General features: G+C 40.9%; 15 protein-coding genes. 5 read left to right on the forward strand and 10 right to left on the reverse strand.

The annotated features are described in order from the left end of the window. The first annotated feature begins 98 nt into the window (after positions 1 to 98). Complete coding sequence (locus BVC89_RS11675) at positions 99 to 422, forward strand: Rieske (2Fe-2S) protein (protein ID WP_086931358.1); 324 nt, start codon at positions 99 to 101, stop codon at positions 420 to 422. A 16-nt stretch (positions 423 to 438) separates the two neighbouring features. Here BVC89_RS11675 and BVC89_RS11680 read toward each other — a convergent pair whose 3' ends face one another. The 4 genes from BVC89_RS11680 to BVC89_RS11695 all read right to left on the reverse strand — a co-directional run bounded on the left by BVC89_RS11680 (position 439) and on the right by BVC89_RS11695 (position 4,802). Further along, the gene (locus BVC89_RS11680; protein WP_086931359.1) at positions 439 to 1,386 is read right to left on the reverse strand and encodes a GNAT family N-acetyltransferase; all 948 of its coding nucleotides are present in this window, start codon (positions 1,384 to 1,386) and stop codon (positions 439 to 441) included. Positions 1,387 to 1,390: 4 nt separating this feature from the next. Continuing rightward, positions 1,391 to 2,539 carry a cupin domain-containing protein gene (locus BVC89_RS11685; RefSeq protein WP_086931360.1) on the reverse strand — a complete coding sequence of 383 codons (1,149 nt, stop codon included), beginning with the start codon at positions 2,537 to 2,539 and terminating at the stop codon, positions 1,391 to 1,393. Positions 2,540 to 2,564: 25 nt separating this feature from the next. Further along, positions 2,565 to 3,947, reverse strand: coding sequence for an adenylosuccinate lyase (purB, locus tag BVC89_RS11690; RefSeq protein ID WP_086934595.1), 1,383 nt, complete (start codon positions 3,945 to 3,947; stop codon positions 2,565 to 2,567). Between the two features lie 327 nt (positions 3,948 to 4,274). Continuing rightward, positions 4,275 to 4,802: a hypothetical protein gene (locus BVC89_RS11695; protein ID WP_086931361.1), complete on the reverse strand. Its 528-nt coding sequence runs from the start codon at positions 4,800 to 4,802 to the stop codon at positions 4,275 to 4,277. Positions 4,803 to 5,619: 817 nt separating this feature from the next. Between BVC89_RS11695 and cysK the strand changes: the two genes are divergently transcribed. After that, positions 5,620 to 6,540 (forward strand): cysteine synthase A, encoded by a 921-nt coding sequence (gene cysK, locus BVC89_RS11700; protein WP_086931362.1) that lies wholly within the window; start codon positions 5,620 to 5,622, stop codon positions 6,538 to 6,540. Between the two features lie 78 nt (positions 6,541 to 6,618). On the opposite strand, the gene hflD is transcribed toward cysK, so the two are convergent. Both hflD and mnmA read right to left on the reverse strand, forming a co-directional pair. After that, on the reverse strand, positions 6,619 to 7,251 hold the full coding sequence (gene hflD / locus BVC89_RS11705) for a high frequency lysogenization protein HflD (protein WP_086931363.1): 633 nt from the start codon (positions 7,249 to 7,251) through the stop codon (positions 6,619 to 6,621). A gap of 15 nt (positions 7,252 to 7,266) precedes the next feature. Beyond that, positions 7,267 to 8,391, reverse strand: coding sequence for a tRNA 2-thiouridine(34) synthase MnmA (gene mnmA, locus BVC89_RS11710; protein ID WP_086931364.1), 1,125 nt, complete (start codon positions 8,389 to 8,391; stop codon positions 7,267 to 7,269). Positions 8,392 to 8,999: 608 nt separating this feature from the next. Here mnmA and BVC89_RS11715 point away from each other — a divergent pair. Both BVC89_RS11715 and BVC89_RS11720 read left to right on the forward strand, forming a co-directional pair. Beyond that, positions 9,000 to 9,644: an N-acyl amino acid synthase FeeM domain-containing protein gene (locus BVC89_RS11715; RefSeq protein WP_086931365.1), complete on the forward strand. Its 645-nt coding sequence runs from the start codon at positions 9,000 to 9,002 to the stop codon at positions 9,642 to 9,644. Next, positions 9,644 to 11,725 carry a sensor histidine kinase gene (locus BVC89_RS11720; RefSeq protein WP_086931366.1) on the forward strand — a complete coding sequence of 694 codons (2,082 nt, stop codon included), beginning with the start codon at positions 9,644 to 9,646 and terminating at the stop codon, positions 11,723 to 11,725. The genes BVC89_RS11715 and BVC89_RS11720 overlap by 1 nt, the downstream gene beginning before the upstream one ends. Positions 11,726 to 11,751: 26 nt before the next feature. On the opposite strand, the gene BVC89_RS11725 is transcribed toward BVC89_RS11720, so the two are convergent. From BVC89_RS11725 to BVC89_RS11740, 4 genes are all read right to left on the reverse strand, one after another. Further along, positions 11,752 to 13,872: a TonB-dependent receptor gene (locus BVC89_RS11725; RefSeq protein WP_158657887.1), complete on the reverse strand. Its 2,121-nt coding sequence runs from the start codon at positions 13,870 to 13,872 to the stop codon at positions 11,752 to 11,754. Positions 13,873 to 13,956: 84 nt separating this feature from the next. Beyond that, positions 13,957 to 14,658: a response regulator gene (locus BVC89_RS11730; protein WP_086931368.1), complete on the reverse strand. Its 702-nt coding sequence runs from the start codon at positions 14,656 to 14,658 to the stop codon at positions 13,957 to 13,959. Between the two features lie 33 nt (positions 14,659 to 14,691). Then, positions 14,692 to 15,675, reverse strand: coding sequence for a response regulator (locus BVC89_RS11735; protein WP_086931369.1), 984 nt, complete (start codon positions 15,673 to 15,675; stop codon positions 14,692 to 14,694). Between the two features lie 193 nt (positions 15,676 to 15,868). Then, complete coding sequence (locus BVC89_RS11740; protein ID WP_086931370.1) at positions 15,869 to 16,987, reverse strand: transglutaminase-like domain-containing protein; 1,119 nt, start codon at positions 16,985 to 16,987, stop codon at positions 15,869 to 15,871. Positions 16,988 to 17,455: 468 nt separating this feature from the next. Here BVC89_RS11740 and flhA point away from each other — a divergent pair, with 468 nt between their 5' ends. Then, positions 17,456 to 19,696, forward strand: coding sequence for a flagellar biosynthesis protein FlhA (gene flhA / locus BVC89_RS11745; protein ID WP_086934596.1), 2,241 nt, complete (start codon positions 17,456 to 17,458; stop codon positions 19,694 to 19,696). Positions 19,697 to 19,748 lie beyond the last annotated feature (52 nt).

Raw genomic sequence — 19,748 nt, forward strand, 5'->3', positions numbered from 1 at the left:
GCAGACTTGCTTATCTGATTAGTCACAGTAATATATAGAGCAAAATTTACGTGTGTTGTATTTATGATCGTATCTACATTCTAAATAGAGGTGTCATAATGCCATTCTACCCGTTAGAACAGTTAAACCGACTGCATGATGGCTATCAGCGTGAGTTTAATATTGCTGGCAACAACTTGCTGCTATGCCAACTTGATGGCAGTGTTTATATTGTTGAAAACCGTTGTCCACATATGGACGTGCCTCTGACTCATGCCGTGCAGCTCCCAGATCAGCGTCTGCGCTGTCGTGCGCATGGGATAGAGTTCAACTTGAATACGGGTAGGGCCGATGGCCCTCTTGCCGATACCTTGCCTTGTTTGAAAAAGATTCACGCCGTATACGAAGGAACTCAGATAGGTGTTGATACGGATCACCTCTAGTTTTTTGTCATCACATCTATAAAGTTAAAAGCGACAAATTGGGATCTTCCTCACTATAGTGTTGCCACAAGTGCTCAAACTCTTCTAGTTGATGTTCTGCTTCCAGCTTCGCTCGATAATTAGCAAAGCCTTGCATCTGTGTTTCATTATTGAAAAATACAATTTGCTTGCTATCGGCGATGGTATAGCCTTGATTGGCTTTTTGAGGTTGCTCGTTGAGGACTTTAATTTTGATTGATGAAGGTAAGCGCTGTGCCAAACTGACTATAGGAGCGGAACTGGATGCTAGGGGTTTACTGTCGTGCAGTAATATACGAATAGCTGATTGTCGAGACGTGCGCGCAAAATAGGAGAGGGCGCTGACAAACTCTGGCGTATAAAGCTGAGTCGATAAGTGGTGGCTCAATATATCAACATGACGAGTAGCGGCTCGAGTTATCAGCTCAATGTGACGGGCAAAACCTTTTGCATTCTCAAGTCGGATAACACTGTCTCTGTAAATATGTGCCAAGCTGTCTTGGGTTGATAGGGCCATATTCATTTTAATATGTTCTATATCTGCTTCAGTAAATACCTCGCCCTCACTATTAAAGCCACATTTTGTATAAAGAGGTAGAGCACCGATTTGAGCATGCAAGTAGACATTATCGAGCGGTGTATTTTGTAGACAGTGACGAAGGATGTAACGCAGTAGGGCCGTAGCAATGCCTCGACCACGGTATCCGGCCATCACACTAATTCTGCCAATCTTTCCGGTTTCTAGCATCCTGGCGGTGGCAATAGCTTGTTGCTCCACAAACACTAAAAAGTGTTGAGTAGATGATAGTGTGTCTAGACCGTCCATTTCTATTTCAGGGTCAACCCCTTGCTCTTTAATAAAAACACTATCGCGTATGGCGATGATATCGTGTTGATCTGCTATCCAGCTCGCCTCTCGTATCGTTATCTCTCCATGGACATTCATAGTGTTAACCCTCGTAAGCTTCCATTAACTGATGATGCGCCAGCTGCAGAATAACCTGCTGGTCATGGGCGCCGTATTGGTCATAATGTATGGCGCGATATTCTGTTAATGCCACTGCAAGCGCTCTGGAACATTGCACAGTATTGCCGTTAATGAAACATAGTGTTTTATCTGCTTGTGTATGAAATGCTGCCCTACAGTAGCGACTGAGTTGATACGGCTTATTATCGACTATTTGTGTCTCTGGTATAGGCTCAAACATACCATCGATATTTTGTTTTAACTGGGTTGTATATTCTCCCAGCCACTGACTTAGATAATCCTTGTTGTTGCTCGCCTCAAGTAAAATGTTTTTAAATTTCTCCAAAGTCTGATGTGTGATTTCTCCCGGGTTTTCTTGCTTGGTAAGATCGGCATCTTGATAGCGTTGACTTTGCTCGTAGTGGGAGGCGACTTCTTGGGAATAGTCGAGTAAAATATCGCCGTAGCTTGGAGCACGAAAGCCTATAGAGTAGGTAATAGATTCTTCTATGGCTTCTCCCCAGTGTGCTACTTGTGCCGGAATATAGAGCAGGTCTCCAGGTTCTACAATCCACTCTTCTTCGGTGTAAAACTCTTGCAAAATCTTCATCGGGTTATTGGGCATCAAGGGCGAAGTATGATCGCACTTTTGGCCAACACGCCAGCGCCTTTTACCTTCTCCTTGTAGCAGAAATACGTCGAAAAAGTCAAAGTGAGGACCGACGCCGCCACCGTCTGGAGCATAGCTCACCATGATGTCATCTAAGCGCCAATTGGGAATAAATCTAAAGGCATTTAATAAGGCATTTATGTGAGGGTCTAAACTGTCGGCATGTTGGATTAATAGACTCCAATTGTTATCCGGGAGTTCTGAAAATACCTCTTCAGGAATAGGCCCATGTTGTAGCGACCAAGAGCTATCAGAGGTGTTTTCTACTACTAAGCGTGAAACTACATCATCATCAATCGCAAATCCGGCTAATTCATCGGCGCTGACTATGGATTGGAAGTTGGCAAAGGCTTGGCGCACAAGCAGCGGTTTTTTTTGCCAGTAATCTTTTAAAAATATCTCAATAGGCAGATCGCCTAAATGAGTCAATGGAGCAAAACAGGGTGTATGTGTTGGACTCATCTAGGCCTCGTATTTATTTTTATTGCTATTTTAAAGCATTATCGATGTCATCTGCTTGTTGCTGGGCGTTTCCGATATAATTAGAGGGTGTTAGCGCGGTTAACGCTTCTTTGGCTTCTGCAGGGATGTCGAGAGTGGCAATAAACTTCACCATCACATCTTTAGTTATTGCTTGGCCACGTGTTAAGTTTTTCAGCTTTTCATAAGGCTCGTCTACACCGTAACGACGCATCACCGTCTGTATGGGCTCTGCTAATACTTCCCAGGCATTGTCTAGGTCTTCAGCAAGTACTTGGTGGTTCAACTCTAACTTGCCAATACCTTTTAATGTGGCAGCATAAGCGATGATGCTATAGCCGAAACCAACCCCCATGTTACGAAGCACTGTGGAGTCGGTAAGATCTCTTTGCCAGCGAGAAATAGGTAATTTCGCGGATAAATGGTTAAAAACGGCATTAGCTAATCCGAGGTTGCCTTCGGAGTTTTCAAAATCAATCGGGTTGACTTTGTGTGGCATGGTAGAGGAGCCAATTTCGCCAGCAATGGTTTTTTGCTTGAAGTAACCCAGAGAAATATAACTCCATATATCGCGATCAAAATCCAACAAAATAGTATTAAAGCGGCATATAGCATCAAACAGCTCCGCGATGTAATCGTGTGGTTCTATTTGAGTGGTATAAGCGTTTAATTGCAGGCCCAAACCATCAATAAAGCTTTTTGCATTGGTTTGCCAATCGACCTTAGGATAGGCACTAAGATGAGCGTTATAGTTGCCAACAGCGCCGTTTATTTTGCCGAGAATAGCAACATCTTGAATCTGCTTTTTCTGCCGTTGCATGCGCGCAGCCACGTTAGCTAATTCTTTGCCAACAGTGGTCGGTGATGCGGTTTGTCCGTGGGTTCGTGACAGCATTGGTACATCGGCATATTGTTTAGCCAATGTCGCAATCGCGTTGATAATCTCTTCTATCATGGGCAGTAATACAGTATCACGCCCATGTTTTAGCATCAGACCGTGAGATAAGTTGTTGATGTCCTCAGAGGTGCAGGCGAAGTGCACAAACTCTGATACATGCTCTAGCTCTTTGTGGCCTTTAAACTGTTGCTTTATAAAGTATTCAACCGCTTTAACATCATGATTGGTGGTGGCTTCTATATCTTTGATATTTTGCGCGTGTAGCTCATCAAAGTTATCAACAATACTGTTGAGTGTTTTTTGTGCTTGCTCACTGAATGCCGGAACCTCATGAATTTCTGGGTGCTCGGCCAATTTTTGTAGCCAACGTATTTCTACTTCAACACGAAAACGAATTAGACCAAATTCACTAAAAATACTACCTAATGATTTGGTTTTATTGCCATATCGCCCATCGATGGGGGATACCGCTGAAAGTGATGTTAAATCCATGAGCTGTCTGGTCTCGAATTGTTCGATGATTATAAAATAGGTGCGAATTCTAGCCCAATTTTGACACTTATGCACATACTAACGTTGCGTGTAAATTGGCTCTTTGCTGGTTGGGAAGACATATGGATTTATCGTGAGGTTCTTTGTGAAAATCTCATAAAAAAGTGTACGTTTTAAAACTAGGTGGAAGACAATACAAATAACTTTTACTGTTTGAAAATATGCGGGTTAAAAAGTGTTATCATTTCTGACAACACTTTTTTTATTTAAAAGATAGTTAATAACTTTTAAATATGCCTCACAGTTAGGTTTTTGGCGCTAGAGTTTTTATTGTATCGTACCTGTAAGAGTACCCAATAATGAGTCATCGCCGATACTGATGCCTTCGTTAGGGCTCGACAAAATGACTCTTCTAACACCTCGAAAATCGACGATTCGAGCCAATCGTGCTGATGGGAAAGCTGCAACTAGATCCGATTCTGTAAATGTTTCTTCGGCGATGTCATTCAGTGATACCCCATTTACGGTCCAGTCTCCAAAAGTCCAAGTAAGTCTAGTTGCTGTGTCACCTAGATAACTGATCTTTAATATCTCAGAATTATCTGCACTAATTTCTGCAAAATAAAAACAAGTATTTCTGACATCACAGAAAGTATTGTTCGGATCATTTAAATCAAACTCAGGCATAGTCGCGAGTACGGATTCGACTTCTGCCCTAGTATCACCTACAGATATTCCTATTGGTAGTGATTCACCTGGTATGACGACTCCTTGAGTGATATCTGCGAAGCTAGATTGACTAAAAAATAAAGACGTACCGAGAATGGCTGAAAAGCAAGTGTTTTTTATATTCATTTCTTTACTACGATTATTGTTGTGTGTGAGCAAATAATAATAAACAATTTTATTAAATTTAATATATTTATTTATTTGGAGTGAGATCTAATTACCATTATTGTGTCTCTAATATATTATTTTTTTTTGTATAAATCCCGTCTAGTTAAAATTGCTTTTTAAGTGGTGTGAGGGTTTTTAATATTGTCTGCTTTGAAAAATATAAAATTATTTTTTGTTAAGTTTTATAAATGTCATCTATATTTATTTTATTAATAAAATAAATATAGTTGTGCCAGCGGATATGCGACATTTTTATTTGTATTGTTTGTTTTTTATATCGCGCTATGTTTGGATTGTTGTGTTAGATGGATGTAGGTAATACTTCATTTTCCTGGTATAAGTTTGTTAAAACAATGAGTCTATAGAAGTTAAAACTGCAAGCTTATAAAAACTAAAAAATTTTTTTTGTTAATAAAAAAATCTAACTTGCTATTTTCTGTTGCTGTGTTTAAGGCACTAAAAGTATTTTGTTACAAATATCTTTAGATATAGATATGTATAGCCTTTGACTGTATATGGTGCTTATTAATAAAAAGCGAGAAATTGTCTTTTTAGGATAAGTCTGTACATCGGGTATTAATATAAATTGCGCTTGTTCATTGTGCTGGTGGGGTGTAATAGCGATTTGCTAACAAGCGGGCATATAAAGGTAGGTATATTCTAAAATGTTTGGATAAAAATGTTAACTTATTGTTGTGGTCTGATTGTTAGTTTTGCCTTATGATTTGCTCTTTTATGTACGAAGTATAGCCTTTCCGCTAGCAGGTAAAACATTATGAAAGCACAGACGATTTTAGAGACAATAGGCAACACTCCTCATATCAAAGTCCAGCGCTTATTTGGCGCTAAACAATCCGTGTGGATTAAGAGTGAGCGCTCAAATCCTGGAGGGTCTATTAAAGACCGGATCGCTTTGGAGATGATAGAAGCGGCAGAAAGAGAGGGTTCTCTAAAGCCTGGCGCCACTATTATTGAGCCTACTTCAGGTAATACCGGCGTTGGTTTAGCTATGGTGGCTGCGGTGAAAGGCTATCGTTTACTGCTGGTGATGCCCGAAAGCATGTCGATAGAACGTCGACGTTTAATGCTTGCCTACGGCGCTACTTTCGAGCTAACACCAAAAGAAAAAGGTATGGGGGGCGCCATTGCCAAGGCGCAGGAATTGTTAGAATCGACTCCCGATGCCTGGATGCCACAACAATTTGAAAACCCCGCCAATATTGATGCACATGTTCAGCATACCACCCAAGAAATCCTTAACGATTTTTCCGACGGCTTAGATGCTATTGTTACGGGTGTTGGAACCGGAGGACATATTACCGCTTGTGCGAGGGTTTTGAAGAAGCAATGGCCGAATCTCAAAGTTTTTGCTGTAGAGCCTGAAGCGTCACCTGTAATATCGGGAGGTTCACCTAGTCCGCATCCTATTCAAGGTATTGGCGCGGGATTTATCCCTAAAAACCTTGATACCGAGCTACTTGATGGCGTTATTAAGGTCGATGGAGATGATGCAAAAAATATGGCGAGAAGATGCGCAGCGGAAGAGGGGATGTTGGTCGGTATTTCCTCTGGTGCAACGCTGGCTGCGATTCAGCAGGTATTGCCTTCTCTACCTGACGGCGCTCAAGTGTTAGGCTTTAACTATGATACTGGGGAGCGTTATCTTTCTATTGAAGGGTTTTTGCCGCAAGAGTAGCTAACAAAGGATATTCTTATATTGTAAAGTAGGCATGCCGACCATGATTTTCGTGAGCATGTCTACTGTTTAAATAATTCAATGAATGCGTGTTTCCTCAACCAAAATCTTACACTCTTCGATTATTTTATTGCGATAAAATAATAGCTGCCATCGACTACCACCAATTTGTCGCCAAAGGGTAATGGCTCGGATAGCCGCAAGCAGTAACACGCGCACTTGTGCCGCAAGTCTTGGCTGTTGTAAATAGCTATATTCTCCCGTGACCTGAATGCGGTATTGAAACTTACTTATTGTATCGGTGTATATGTCAGCGATGTTCGACACAACATTTTCGTGGGTTTTGCCGAAGTGCTGTACTTGGTATTGTGCTTTTTGTAAGCGAGACCCAATGATGTTCATCACATCATTGCGCTTGGCTAAACGTTTTTGAATGTGAATAACACCCAGCATATAGCGCAGCGCATCCGCGTTTTTGGGATCTCTATGGGACTCTAATAAGCTAAGCAATATTTGTAAGCCGAGCCGCAATTGCTGGACTGATCCGAATACAGATTCAGTATTTTCTGGGTTTTGTTCAAATAAGCTATCTACCGCTATTTCAAATTCCTCACTCCTGAGATAGCCCGTTTTTGCTAATTGTTCTACTAAATTTATTGCTTGTGCTGCGCCAGCTAGAGCTATCGCAATATTTCTCCACGTTTTTTCCAAAATAAAACCTTAAGATTAAATTTCTTCAGCTTTCTGGATAATACCGCCACCTAGGCAAATATCACTTGTATAGAATACAACCGATTGCCCTGGCGTTATTGCTCTTTGTGGGGTGTCGAATTCCACACGTACATCCCCATTATCTAAATAGTGCAGTTGGCAAGCCTGATCTGCTTGGCGATAACGGGTTTTCGCCATACAACGCAAACCATCTTGTGGTGTTTGGTTGATCCAGTGCATTTGATTTGCAATCAAAACCTTAGCAAACAGAAGCGGGTTTTGGCCTCCTTGAACAACCAGTAAAGTGTTATTGTCCAGGTTTTTACGCGCTACGTACCAGGCTTCTTCTTTCGCACCATTAACCCCACCAATACCAAGGCCTTGACGTTGGCCAATAGTGTGATACATCAAACCTTGATGTTCTCCAATAACCTTGCCTTCTTCAGTGACAATATCGCCCGGTTGTGCTGGTAAATAGGTTTGCAAAAAATCTTTAAAACGGCGCTCTCCAATGAAACAGATGCCTGTACTATCTTTTTTGTTGTGTGTCACTAGGTTATTGGCTTGTGCAATTTCTCTTACTTTCGTTTTTTCCAACTGGCCAATAGGGAAAAGCGTTCGGGAGAACTCTTTGCTACCTACAGCATGTAAGAAGTAACTTTGGTCTTTATTTTCATCCAAACCTTTACAAAGTAACGTTTGATCTTCAGCCTTGCGGGTCTGTGTATAATGCCCGGTGGCAATAAAATCTGCCCCTAGACTATCAGCGTATTCCAGAAATACCTTAAATTTTATTTCTCTATTGCACAAGATATCGGGGTTTGGTGTACGCCCCGCTTTGTATTCTTGTAAAAAGTCCTCAAATACGTTGTCCCAGTACTGCTTAGCGAAGTTTGCTGTATGAAGATGTATGCCTAGTTTTTGGCATACAGCGGCCGCATCCATAAGATCTGTTGCTGCTGTGCAGTACTCTGTACCATCGTCTTCGTCCCAGTTTTTCATAAACAAGCCTTCTACTTGATAGCCTTGCTGCTTGAGTAGAAGCGCCGAGACTGAAGAATCAACACCGCCAGACATACCAATAATAACCTTGGTGTCTTGTGGTGACTTTTCCTGTGGCGACCTTGCTGTGGATGTCATGCCCTCAAATACCTCATAAAAACTGACCGCTTATATCCAATAATGAAACATATTCTAACGAAAAGAATAAACAATCTACCTTATTTTGAGGCTTTTTGGAGAATTTCAAATAGGGATACAAAGTTTTATTTTTGGCACGCCTATTCTTTTGTCAATATATTGATATGATTTGTGTTGTTTTATATGTCAGCAGTGATTGTAATGTTTTGATCGATTTCTGCAGGTATGAACTCCAATCTAGCCCTATCTCTTATAAGGAAATACCTTACAAGGAATAAGTGGCTGGCTTCATAAATTCGATATTTTGGCGCGAAAACCATTTTTGAAGTAGCTCTAGTGTGTTTTTATCAGAAAGAGTTCATTTTTAAATGTACTCGGGAACAGCTAGCTAACTACTAGAAGCTCATGTGATGTATCTGATGCACTCCATTAAAGAAGGTTTTGGAATATTAAGTCTTTTCTTTATATGAAAATGGATGGATTTTGAAGATTTCGGGAAGTATATCCGAACATGACCCTGTTCACTAGGGTGCAGACGACAATTTTTTGCTCTTCTCAATAAATCACTGGCGCCAATTTAAAATAAAAATAGCTTTAGGGGTATTAAGATGTTACTGAAATCCATACAGCAATATCCGAATGTACAGCAAATTGATTATAATATGCTTGCCGCAACAGGACCAATGCTAGACAGGGTATACTCGATGCGGTATCGAAGTTATAGCAGCGAAGGATATATAAATAGGAATAACTCTGAAAAATTTATAGATAGTTATGATGCTCTGCCCAATTGCACATCATACCTAATGTATCGAAATGGTAAGGCTATGGCATCTATACGTGCGTGCAGATATGATCCTAAAGAGAATATACCTATTCCCTGTATGGAGATCTTCAAACAAGAGTTAGCTCAAAATATTGGGCTGGACGTTCCTTTTGTCGAAGTCAATAAATTTGTTGTAGATCCCCGTTTTCAGAGGTATGGCGGCAAGCATGCGAGACTGATGCTGTTTTCATCTATTGTTGAGGAAACCTACAAGTACAATGTGCAAAATGTTGTTATTGCTGTTCGCCCTGAGCATGTTAACTTTTATAAAATGTTCTACTGTAAAACCATTTCAGATGTAAAGGCGTATCCACATCTTAACTTCGAAACAGTATTAATGGCATGCACAGATGTGGAGCGAGCGAGAAAGCTTATAATGTCACGTTCTAAGCGACTAGCGCAATCTAAGTGTGGACAATTTCATTAATGAACCAGTACCTAATTACAGCGTTGGTGGATATTGTATTAGGTATCATTGCCATTCGAAAACGAGATAATCTTGCAGCCAAGGCTCTTGCTTACATTTTATTTAGCGCAAGTGCGTGGTCGCTAGAGCTATATGCACTTAGCTCTCTTAATAATATAGATATTTTGAGTGTGGTATTCGGGGTTTTGCGATGGGGAATGTTTTTGATTCCGCCTTGCTTCGCCTTGCTTACATGGCGTCTGGTAGGGGGGCGCTCTCAGTTCTTTCTCAATGTTATTATTATTCCAGCATTTGCTTTTAGCTTGTTGCTGTGTATCACTAATGTGTTTGTTTTTCCCTCGGTTCTGACAGCGACAGATTCAGGTTACTTGCCCAAAATTGACGCTATTTACTATGCCTTTATTGCGTGCTTTTTGTGGAGCTTTGCCGGTGCTATAGGTTTATCTATTATTTGCTATCGCTCTGCTACAAACAGGGAGAAACAGCGGGTTAAGTGGTTGTTGATCACTATTAGTGTAAGCTTTATTGCCGGCATGTCTAATATCTTTTTTATGCCTCACCACTTTTATTTGTCCAAGTATATGAGTTCGCTAGCGCATATACTATTTGTTGGCCTATTATTTTATTCTACCCTCCAGCATCACCTTATGGACTTGCGCTCTGCGTTGGGTGTTAGTATTGCAAGAGGACTATTGCTCGGTATTACCGTCTGGTGCTGTTTCAAATTCACGTCTTTTCTCGAACCTATTAACGAGTCGTCTGGCAAAATTATTGTTTTTATAATGTGTATGGTTTTTGCGTTGGAGCTTTATCCCAGAGTTCTTCAGTTTGTATTGCCTAATACGCGACGTCTTTTTGCCAGTGATAGTTATGATTTTGATGAAACTCTGTTAAAGCTGCAACATGCGCTCAATGAGTGTGTCAATTTAGACGCTCTTGTTAATACGTTAGATTACTATCTTCTTCAGGTTGTTAAGATTAATAATTATTCTGTTTTGCTGGTGAAGCCAGATGCTAATACCACAACTTCAACCGTTGGGGCGTTTAAAGCTGATAATAGAGTTTCTATTATTGATGGTGATGATTCATTTGTGTTGTGCTGCTCGGGTTTTAATGGCTTTATCATGACCGACGAGGCGCAAACTGAAATTCAGCCGGCACTTAATAAAAAGCAAGCTATGCTGAGTTTTTGCGTTAAGCATGACAGTCATGTGATGGCGATTGTGATGATGGGCCCACTATTTGGACATTCCTACTATCGTTACGACGATATTCGCTTGTTTGAATGGTTACAGGTGGAGCTAGGGCAGCATTTTCATAGAATTGATCGCTTGGAAGAAATGCAAACGCAGCTAGGGCAAGCCAAGAAAACACTATCAATGCTTGGTGTAATGAACCATTATCATCACGATATCAAAGCGCCTCTGGCTATTATCGATGGGGTTTTGTCTAACGATATCTATGACAAGGAAAAGCAAAAAAACATTGTATTAGAGCAAGTTGAGCGGGGCTCTCGTTTGATTGCTACTATGGCTGGGATATTGAAAGGCGAGCGCAAACGTAAGGTGCAGCCTCTGTCTTTACCTGATGTGGTAAAGGATAGTGTATTTTTGTTTAGCCAAGGTATCGATGATATTCATTATGCTTTTTCAGATATTCCGAAAATAATGGGGGATGCGGATGATCTGAAAATTCTCGTTATTAATCTTGTAAAAAACGCGATGGAAGCGCGTCGTTATGGTGAGAGTCTGGTTTTAACAATTTCTACTTGGCAGACAGAAAATCATGTGTGTTTGTCAATCACCGATACAGGGGCGGGAATGTCTAAAGAACTGATTGCGAAACTATGGGACGATGTAAGTAGCAACAAAGAGCTTGGCAGTGGCATTGGTATGCAGGCTATTAAGCGCATTGCTGACGAACATCATGCGCAAATCGATGTTCGCAGTATCGAAGGTGCCGGAAGTGAGTTTATTTTTAAATTTCCCCTGTCAATAGCTGTCTACAACGATAATGTAGCTTCTATTAAGTCTTCATATACAAATAAAAAAGACCACGTCAACAAGCCGCTTGCAGGTTAGAGACTGATAACAACCTTTCTTATCATCTACTGAGTATATTTTATTGTTAAGCCATAAGTTCTAGGGGCTTCATAGAAGCCTCTAGGAATCTGCGCAAAAGATAGTCCACGACTTCTTAAATAAAGCTCATCTGTAAGGTTTTTGCCCCATAATGAGAAAGTCCACTGATCCCCCAGATTTAAGCCAAGATTAGCGTTTAAGGTATAAAAACTATCTAATGCGAATGCATCTGAGTTATCAGGATTAGAGAAGTAATCATCAGAGTAGCTGTAGTCTAAATGAAAGCTCAGTTCACTATTTCCCATAACTGGGTAGAGAACATCTATCGCAGAATAGACCTTAAGTTCAGGTGAATTTGGTAAATCATTGCCCGAGAAATCGTCGCCCGCACGATTGCCATTTTTAAACTCGTCAAACTGTGCATTTAGGAATGTAGCATTGAATGAGAAGTCCACATACCTATTCACACTGAGGCGAGTGTCAAGTTCAATACCTTGGGTAGTTGCTTCACCTGCATTGGTTAACAATAGAGTGGTAGCTCCATCTGCTAGAGCAAACTGAAAAACCTGGAAGTCATTAAACTTGGTTAGGAAAGCCGTTGTGTCAACTCTCAATCTGCGATCCAAGAATTCGGCCTTGTAGCCCAGCTCATAGCTTGTTGCAAACTCTTGATCAAAATTTATATCTTCCAGTGAGGTGACAAAGTCGGCATTCCAGCCACCGCTTTTCGCGCCCCTAGAAATACTGGAATAAAGTAAACCATTTTCGCTTAAATGAAAATTAATACCAATTTTAGGTAAAAAAGTCGTAAACGTTTCATCGTCTACAATACTGCCATTAGTAAAAAGCCCGGTTGTATCTTGGATGGAGTACGTGAGATCTTTTTTCTCGCTTTGTAGCCTTGCCCCTGCCGTAAGTTCTATTATTGGTGTAATGCGGTAGTTACCATGAGCATATAAAGATAGCGATTGATTTTCCAACATTCCTGGTGTTTGAACAGATGACAAACCACCTGTTGCTTCTAACTGTGTCGAGCCGCGTTGAGTTTCAATTTCTTGATATGAAATGAATGAGCCAATAACGAAGTCGAACTTCTCGTAACGGTCGGATACAAGCCTAAATTCCTGTGTCCACTGCTCAAATGCCTCATCAAATACTGTAAAAATTGCGGGTAGAGGAGAATAGTCTTCTTCGCTTAACTCCTGGTACTCACTCCGTCGATAAGCCGTTATAGATATAAACTGAAAGTTGGAATCGAAATCATAGGAAGAGTTAAGTGATCCTCCCCAGATTTTACGGCGCTCAAACTCTGGCGCATTATGGGCTACCTGTCTTGGGTTTGGTGTGAGACTAAAACCTCGAAAAGTGGGATCATCCGCAATCGCTACTGCATTAAGTCGATTCGCTTGATCTTGCAGCCAATCGAAGTTGGCGGTTAATGTCAACTTATCATTGGGTAACAACTGTACCTTTAGTCTTGAAGAATCTAAATTGGTCCCTTGTAACTTGCGATTAAGTGTAATGTTTTCAATAAAACCATCAGTTTCAATTGTATTTAATTGAATGCTGGTGAGCACTTTTTCGTTAATGGGTATATCTGATTGCAGCGTTAAACGATGATGATTGAAATTGCCTGCTTCTACACGGATTGTGTTGCTAAATTCTTCCTTAGGTGCTGCTGTAATAATATTAACTGCACCGGCGATAGTATTGGCGCCAAATAAGGTTCCTTGAGGGCCTTTTAATACTTCGATTTGTTTAATATCACTTAAACTTGAATCAAAGGCTGAAGAGCGACCAAGAGGTACATCGTCTATATAAACTACGACACGCGAGTCAACGCCAATATTACGTGAGAAGTCACCCACACCTCGTATAGCAATTTCTCCTCGTGTCTTTCTTCCTCCCTGACCAAAATTTAAGGAGGGGGTTGCAAACTCTATGTCGCCTAGGCCTCTAATATTTGAACTTTCAAGAAACTTACTGTCAAAGAGTTGAACTGAAACTGGTACCTGAAGCAGGTTTTCATTGCGCTTTTGTGCTGTAACAATTAGTTCTTCTAGCTTTAGCTCATCGTTGGCGTAACTAATGTCACTAATAGCGATGAGCGTGGTGGCTAATGTACTTAATATGGGTAGTGGTTTCACAATCTTCTTAACGTATATCTTTCTATTTTAATGTTTTAGCTTAAATAAGTAGCTCTTGTATTGGATGCATGCACAATAACTGCATCAATTCGTCAAAGACGCTATTAAATCATTAAATGAGTCGCGTTTTAGTGGTTTGTCGAGAAAACCGTTAAATCCACACCGTATTAATTCTTCACGTTGAGAATGGATTGGCATATTGCTTAAACCAATAATTAAAGTATTTTTATTGATAAAGCTTCTAAGTTGTTCAACTGTCTGAGGGCCTGCTAGCTCTGGCATTTGTATATCCATTAAAATGATATCAAATGTGGACGATTGGCACTCTTTAAGTGCCAGGCGACCGCTAAGTGCATGGGTGATCGTGTGGCTGGAGCCCAGAGCAGCTTCACCAATATCATGGTGGATATCTTCGTCGTCTACTAACAGAATCCGGTAGTTACCTTCGCGGGGTAAGGCGACAGACTCTTGTTTTGCTGCACCTTTGTCATTCGCCTTGTTGTGCTGAGCGTTGAGATAACTTTTGTACTGGACTAATGTACGTTGGATACTTTCTAAATTGCTATAGATCAGCTCGGGGGCTTTTTCTATCGCAGGCCGTAAATGCTCAGGTATCGCCTCACAATTCTTTGTCTCTAGCGTTTGCATGATCGCCTCAAAATATTGCTTGAGTAGGTCGGCATTGAGTTGAGCAATTGTTAAAGGCGTTGAAATATTATGCGCGAATGTGGCCGATACCGTGTCGATATCACTATCGGGATCAAAAACTATATGACTTTTGGCCATGCTTGGTTGCGCCTATATTAAAGTGATTAAAGCTTAATGCAGCCTGTTAGAGGGCATTTCTATATAGTCCTGATAGCAGGTCAAGCTTTTAAACCTTTTCTCAAGTAATGCGCAGACGTATTCCTGGTTGCCATTAATACGTTGAATCGGATAGATATTTTGGCTCCACGCTTCGAGTCTTTTTTCATCAAAAACACCATCTTCATTTTGAAAGAATGGCACATGACTGTGTTCTTCAAGGGTGCTTATGCAATCGCTAGAAGCTCCCTTTTCTTGTACTTCCTTGATTGAATTACGATACTCATCCTGCGTCAAAACGATAAGGCGACTAATTGTCCCAAATTTATCGATCAGTAAAAATCCCCCAGGATTAGTAACGTAATAGTACTCAATTGCGCCCAGATCCTCGCATAATTGCTCAAAATAGTCGGCAAAATCCGAATCGTAGAGGAAGGGGATTTGCTGTTTGGCATCGTGGCTGGAAAGTGGCATTAAATCGGTAAAATAACGGTTATTTAACGTGCTAACAATTGATGTTAGTCGAGTGGTCAGCTCTTCTTCACTTTTACCAATATAGAAGTCTATCAAATCACAATTCAATGCATGTATTGCTTGCTTTTCGTTAGCAACGCCGGTTAGCAGTATCTTTTTTGCATTAGGGCTTGATATCTGTGAACACAGATCGAGACCGTTAAGCTGTGGCATACTGAAATCCACAACTATTACCGATGGTTCGGCAAAGCGGTTCAACGTATCTAGCTTTCTGCAGATTTGATTTTGAGGTAAAACCAATTTACTAGGCGTATTAATATCAGGAGAAAGTGGTTCGCCTTTACTAAAGTTTTCGCTAAGTTTGAACTGCGATTCCACATAGGCAAGACCTTCATGAGGATCGCTGAAAAGCTTGAATACAGCTGGTTCTGACTTTAGGGTTAATGAATTTAGAAAATCTCTATTATCGTCTATATAAACCGTTGTGGTGGGATGATAATAAAGACTGATTTCAGGTTTTCCCATGTAAAAGTTTCTCCAGATGTATTTGCCCCGTTTGCAACTGAGAACAAACAGTTATTTTCGAGCAGACTATATTTTCTAAGTTTAACGTAAACTCTTATCTGACAAAACTCTCAAAGCATAAATAGGTGTTTTTGCTGTCTTTTTTTTAGCTTAAATGTCCTTTTTTTGTCCTTTTTGGCGTTCTAATAACACATCAGTGCGCACCTGCTAACGCATTTAACTTGCGTTGATAGCGAAGTTTGTATTCTTCTGACTCAGCTAATTCCATAGACTTCCTAAGTGCTTTTTTAGAATTCTCTATATCATTCTCATAATAGTACGCGACAGCTAAGCCGTGGTAAAAATCTGGTTCTAATTTGTGAATTTTAATTGCAGCCTTAAATAAAGCCACGGCCTTGTCATATCGTTTGGCTTCTAGCTCAGTGTTGGCTAATTTTTCCAAGTAGTAAGGGTTCTTGCGTGCATATTTTTCGGCTCTTTTGGCATATGCCTGAGACTTGGTTTCATCCCCTAACTCTGAATAGAGGATATAAATATTACCGATAGCGGATCTATTCTTGGAGTTGTATTTCAATGCTGCTAAGTAGGCTTCTTCTGCAGCTTTGAAATCACCCAAACGTTTGTATGCCACGCCTAAATTCGACCATACAAAATCAAGTTTTTTATGTGTTTTGATCGATTTTTTAAAGTAGGCGACGGCCATAGAGTATTTTTTCTGATTGAGGTAGGCGACTCCCAAGTTATTATAATATTCAGCTTTTGCTTGGGCATCTGTAATCATTTTTGATACCACTTTGCTATCGCCAATCTGGTCAAAATAAGCTTGGTTGAACTCCACCAGAACTTTCGCCCGAGGTAAACTGACCACCACATTAACGTGCCCTGGCACTTCATAAAAGCCGTCGCGTCGGCGCCATTGACGCTCAAGGTTTACTGTTTGATAACGGGCCCTTATTCCTACATATCGTGCGGTAGCGATAAATAAATTGGCCAATGAAATACAGTTGCCAGAACCGTTATAGAATGTTTCTATGGCTGACGCTGTGAAATATGCATTATATCGAATATTGTATTGGGCGGGATCATAGAGGAGAGTGTGTAGAGCTAGGAGGCGTTGTCTTTTGCTGGGGAGAACTTTAATTTTTTCATCGAGGAGCGTTTTAATTTCACTATTTAATGCCAATACATCGACATCTTCCACGATAATATTTTGATTTTGATCGGGTAGAGGCTCTTCGATGTTTACCGCTACCACTTGAGTCGCCATCAGCAGTAACAAACTCACCACCGGTGTGAATTTTACATAAGACATGGCTATCACCTCCAGGTTTATAATTTTTTTGAGCGTAACCCTGTGCTGACATAGATATATATTATATAGCCTGTTATATCTATCTCTTGTTGTCGTAGTTTACCTCAATTTATAGACTTTTGTCGCACCCAATTAGTTGCACTTAACTATTCGTTTTTTCATATCAGCAATCAATAACATCGCGATAACTTGAGTTGCGGTTGAGGTAGGAGCATGAAGCTTTTCGTCATAATAAATAAAAATGCAAGCCAGGGATGGCTTGCTCATTGGCCTTAGGCCAATGCGAATCGTCCAATGCCAGCAAAATCACACTTTTGCGTAAAGCATTTGGCGATGACTTATGACCCAAAGGCAGGAAGCCTTTGGTCATAATAAATAAAAAGTCAGGTATAGATTTTGCGATAGGTTTTGTAAAAGTAGGGAATACCGCCCGTATGCGTCAATAAAATGACTTTTACAGAGAAAGATATGGCTGAACCTTTTTTCCAACATTTAAAATCCTTACCTGCAAGCATGTCCGCAGACAATGCTTGGCAAAATGTTAAAGGTTTAAGCCGAGGTAATTTGAGTGTACCAATACTGCTATTAATGCTGCTTGGTATGATGATGTTACCTCTGCCTCCTTTCATGTTGGATGCATTTTTTTCTTTTAATATTGCTTTATCTATAGTTGTTCTTTTAGTAGCTGTGTACGCCTTGCGTCCACTAGATTTTGCTGTATTTCCTACCATTTTGCTAATTGCTACCTTACTGCGTTTGGCTTTAAACGTTGCCTCCACCAGGGTGGTGTTACTGCGTGGGCATGAAGGTGGTGACGCTGCTGGCAAGGTTATACAAGCTTTTGGTGAAGTTGTGATTGGTGGTAATTATGCGGTAGGTCTAGTGGTGTTTATTATCCTCATTATTATCAACTTTGTTGTCGTAACTAAAGGTGCTGGGCGGATTTCAGAGGTGAGTGCGCGTTTTACTCTGGATGCCATGCCTGGCAAGCAGATGGCTATAGATGCCGACCTCAATGCTGGTATTATCGATCAAGATGAAGCCAGAACTCGCCGCGCTGATGTGGCGGCAGAAGCTGATTTTTACGGTGCTATGGATGGCGCAAGTAAATTTGTGCGCGGTGACTCTATTGCCGGTATTTTAATTCTTATTATCAATATTGTCGGTGGACTTGCTGTGGGTATGGCGCAGCACGACCTCGAGTTTGCCGATGCTACGCAAAAATACGTGCTGTTAACTATTGGTGATGGATTAGTAGCTCAAATTCCTTCCCTTTTGCTGTCTGTCGCGGCGGCAATTATGGTAACCCGTGTTAACAGCTCTGAAGATATGAATCGCCAAGTACTTTCGCAGATGTTTGAATCTCCGAAAGCTCTAGCGGTAGCCGCTGCGATCTTATTTTTAATGGGGATTATTCCAGGAATGCCCCATATTCCTTTCTTAGGATTAGCAATTATCTGTGCTTTTTTGGCTTACTACATCCATTACCGTAAGCAAGTAGAGGTGGTTGAAGAAGGAGGCTTTGTTGGTAAAAAAATAGGTGGCGAACCACATGCTAAAGACATTGGTGGCAATGTCAGCCCTGCACCAGCACTTGAAAACCACGCGAGTCCAGCGCCTGCGGAGCAAAGTGAAGTGAGTTGGAATGATGTTCAGCCAGTTGACATCATTGGTCTGGAGGTCGGTTACCGTCTTATCCCTTTGGTAGATAAATCACAAAATGGCGAGCTATTAGGGCGCATTAAGGGCGTTCGTAAAAAACTGTCGCAGGATCTGGGTTTTCTTATTCCAGCCGTCCATATCCGCGATAACCTAGACCTGCTCCCAAGCGCTTATGGCATTACTTTGATGGGGGTGATGGTGGGAGAAGGAGAGGTTTTTCCCGATAAATTTTTAGCGATTAATCCAGGGCAGGTATTTGGTAAGCTCGATGGTGTTAAGACTGTTGATCCTGCGTTTGGTTTGGAAGCGGTATGGATTGATGAGAGTAAGAAAGATCAGGCACAAACCCTAGGTTATACTGTGGTTGATCCCAGTACTGTTGTTGCTACCCATCTTAACCAAATTATTCAGGCACATACCCATGAGTTACTCGGCCATGAAGAAGTGCAAAAATGGTTGGATTTACTCGCGGAAAAATCGCCTAAGTTGGTGGAAGAGTTAATACCCAATACTATTGGTATTAATCAGTTACTTAAAACCTTACAGTCATTGTTAAAAGAACAAGTTCCCATTCGTGACATGCGCACTATTGCCGAAGCGTTGGCAGCTAATGCAAGTAAAAACTCTGATATTAATACTCTTACCGCGATTGCTCGTGCCGCACTTTCCCGTCAGATTGTTCAGAACATTGTAGGACAAGAAAATAACTTACCAGTTATTACTTTGGATTCCGCGCTGGAACAGTTGTTGCTTCAGTCAGTACAGCAAGCACAAAAAGCTGGCGCGGGTGAAAATGCATTTATCGAACCGCAGTTGGCAGAGCGATTAAATAATGCTTTGGTAAATGCGGCTAAGCAACAAGAAATCAAGGGTAAAGTAATTGTGTTGTTAGTATCCGCACCAATACGTCATTTGTTATATCAGTTTGTGCAATTCAATATTCGAGATATGCATGTATTGGCATATAACGAAGTGCCGGACAACAAGCAAATTACCATTGAAGCAAGTGTTGGTGACGAAGTTTTAAATACTAAACCATCGCGTTGACACTCAATAAGCTAATACCCAATAACTGGGCCTACATGAACAACGTGGGAGT

This window comes from Agarilytica rhodophyticola, assembly GCF_002157225.2.
GTDB lineage: Bacteria > Pseudomonadota > Gammaproteobacteria > Pseudomonadales > Cellvibrionaceae > Agarilytica > Agarilytica rhodophyticola.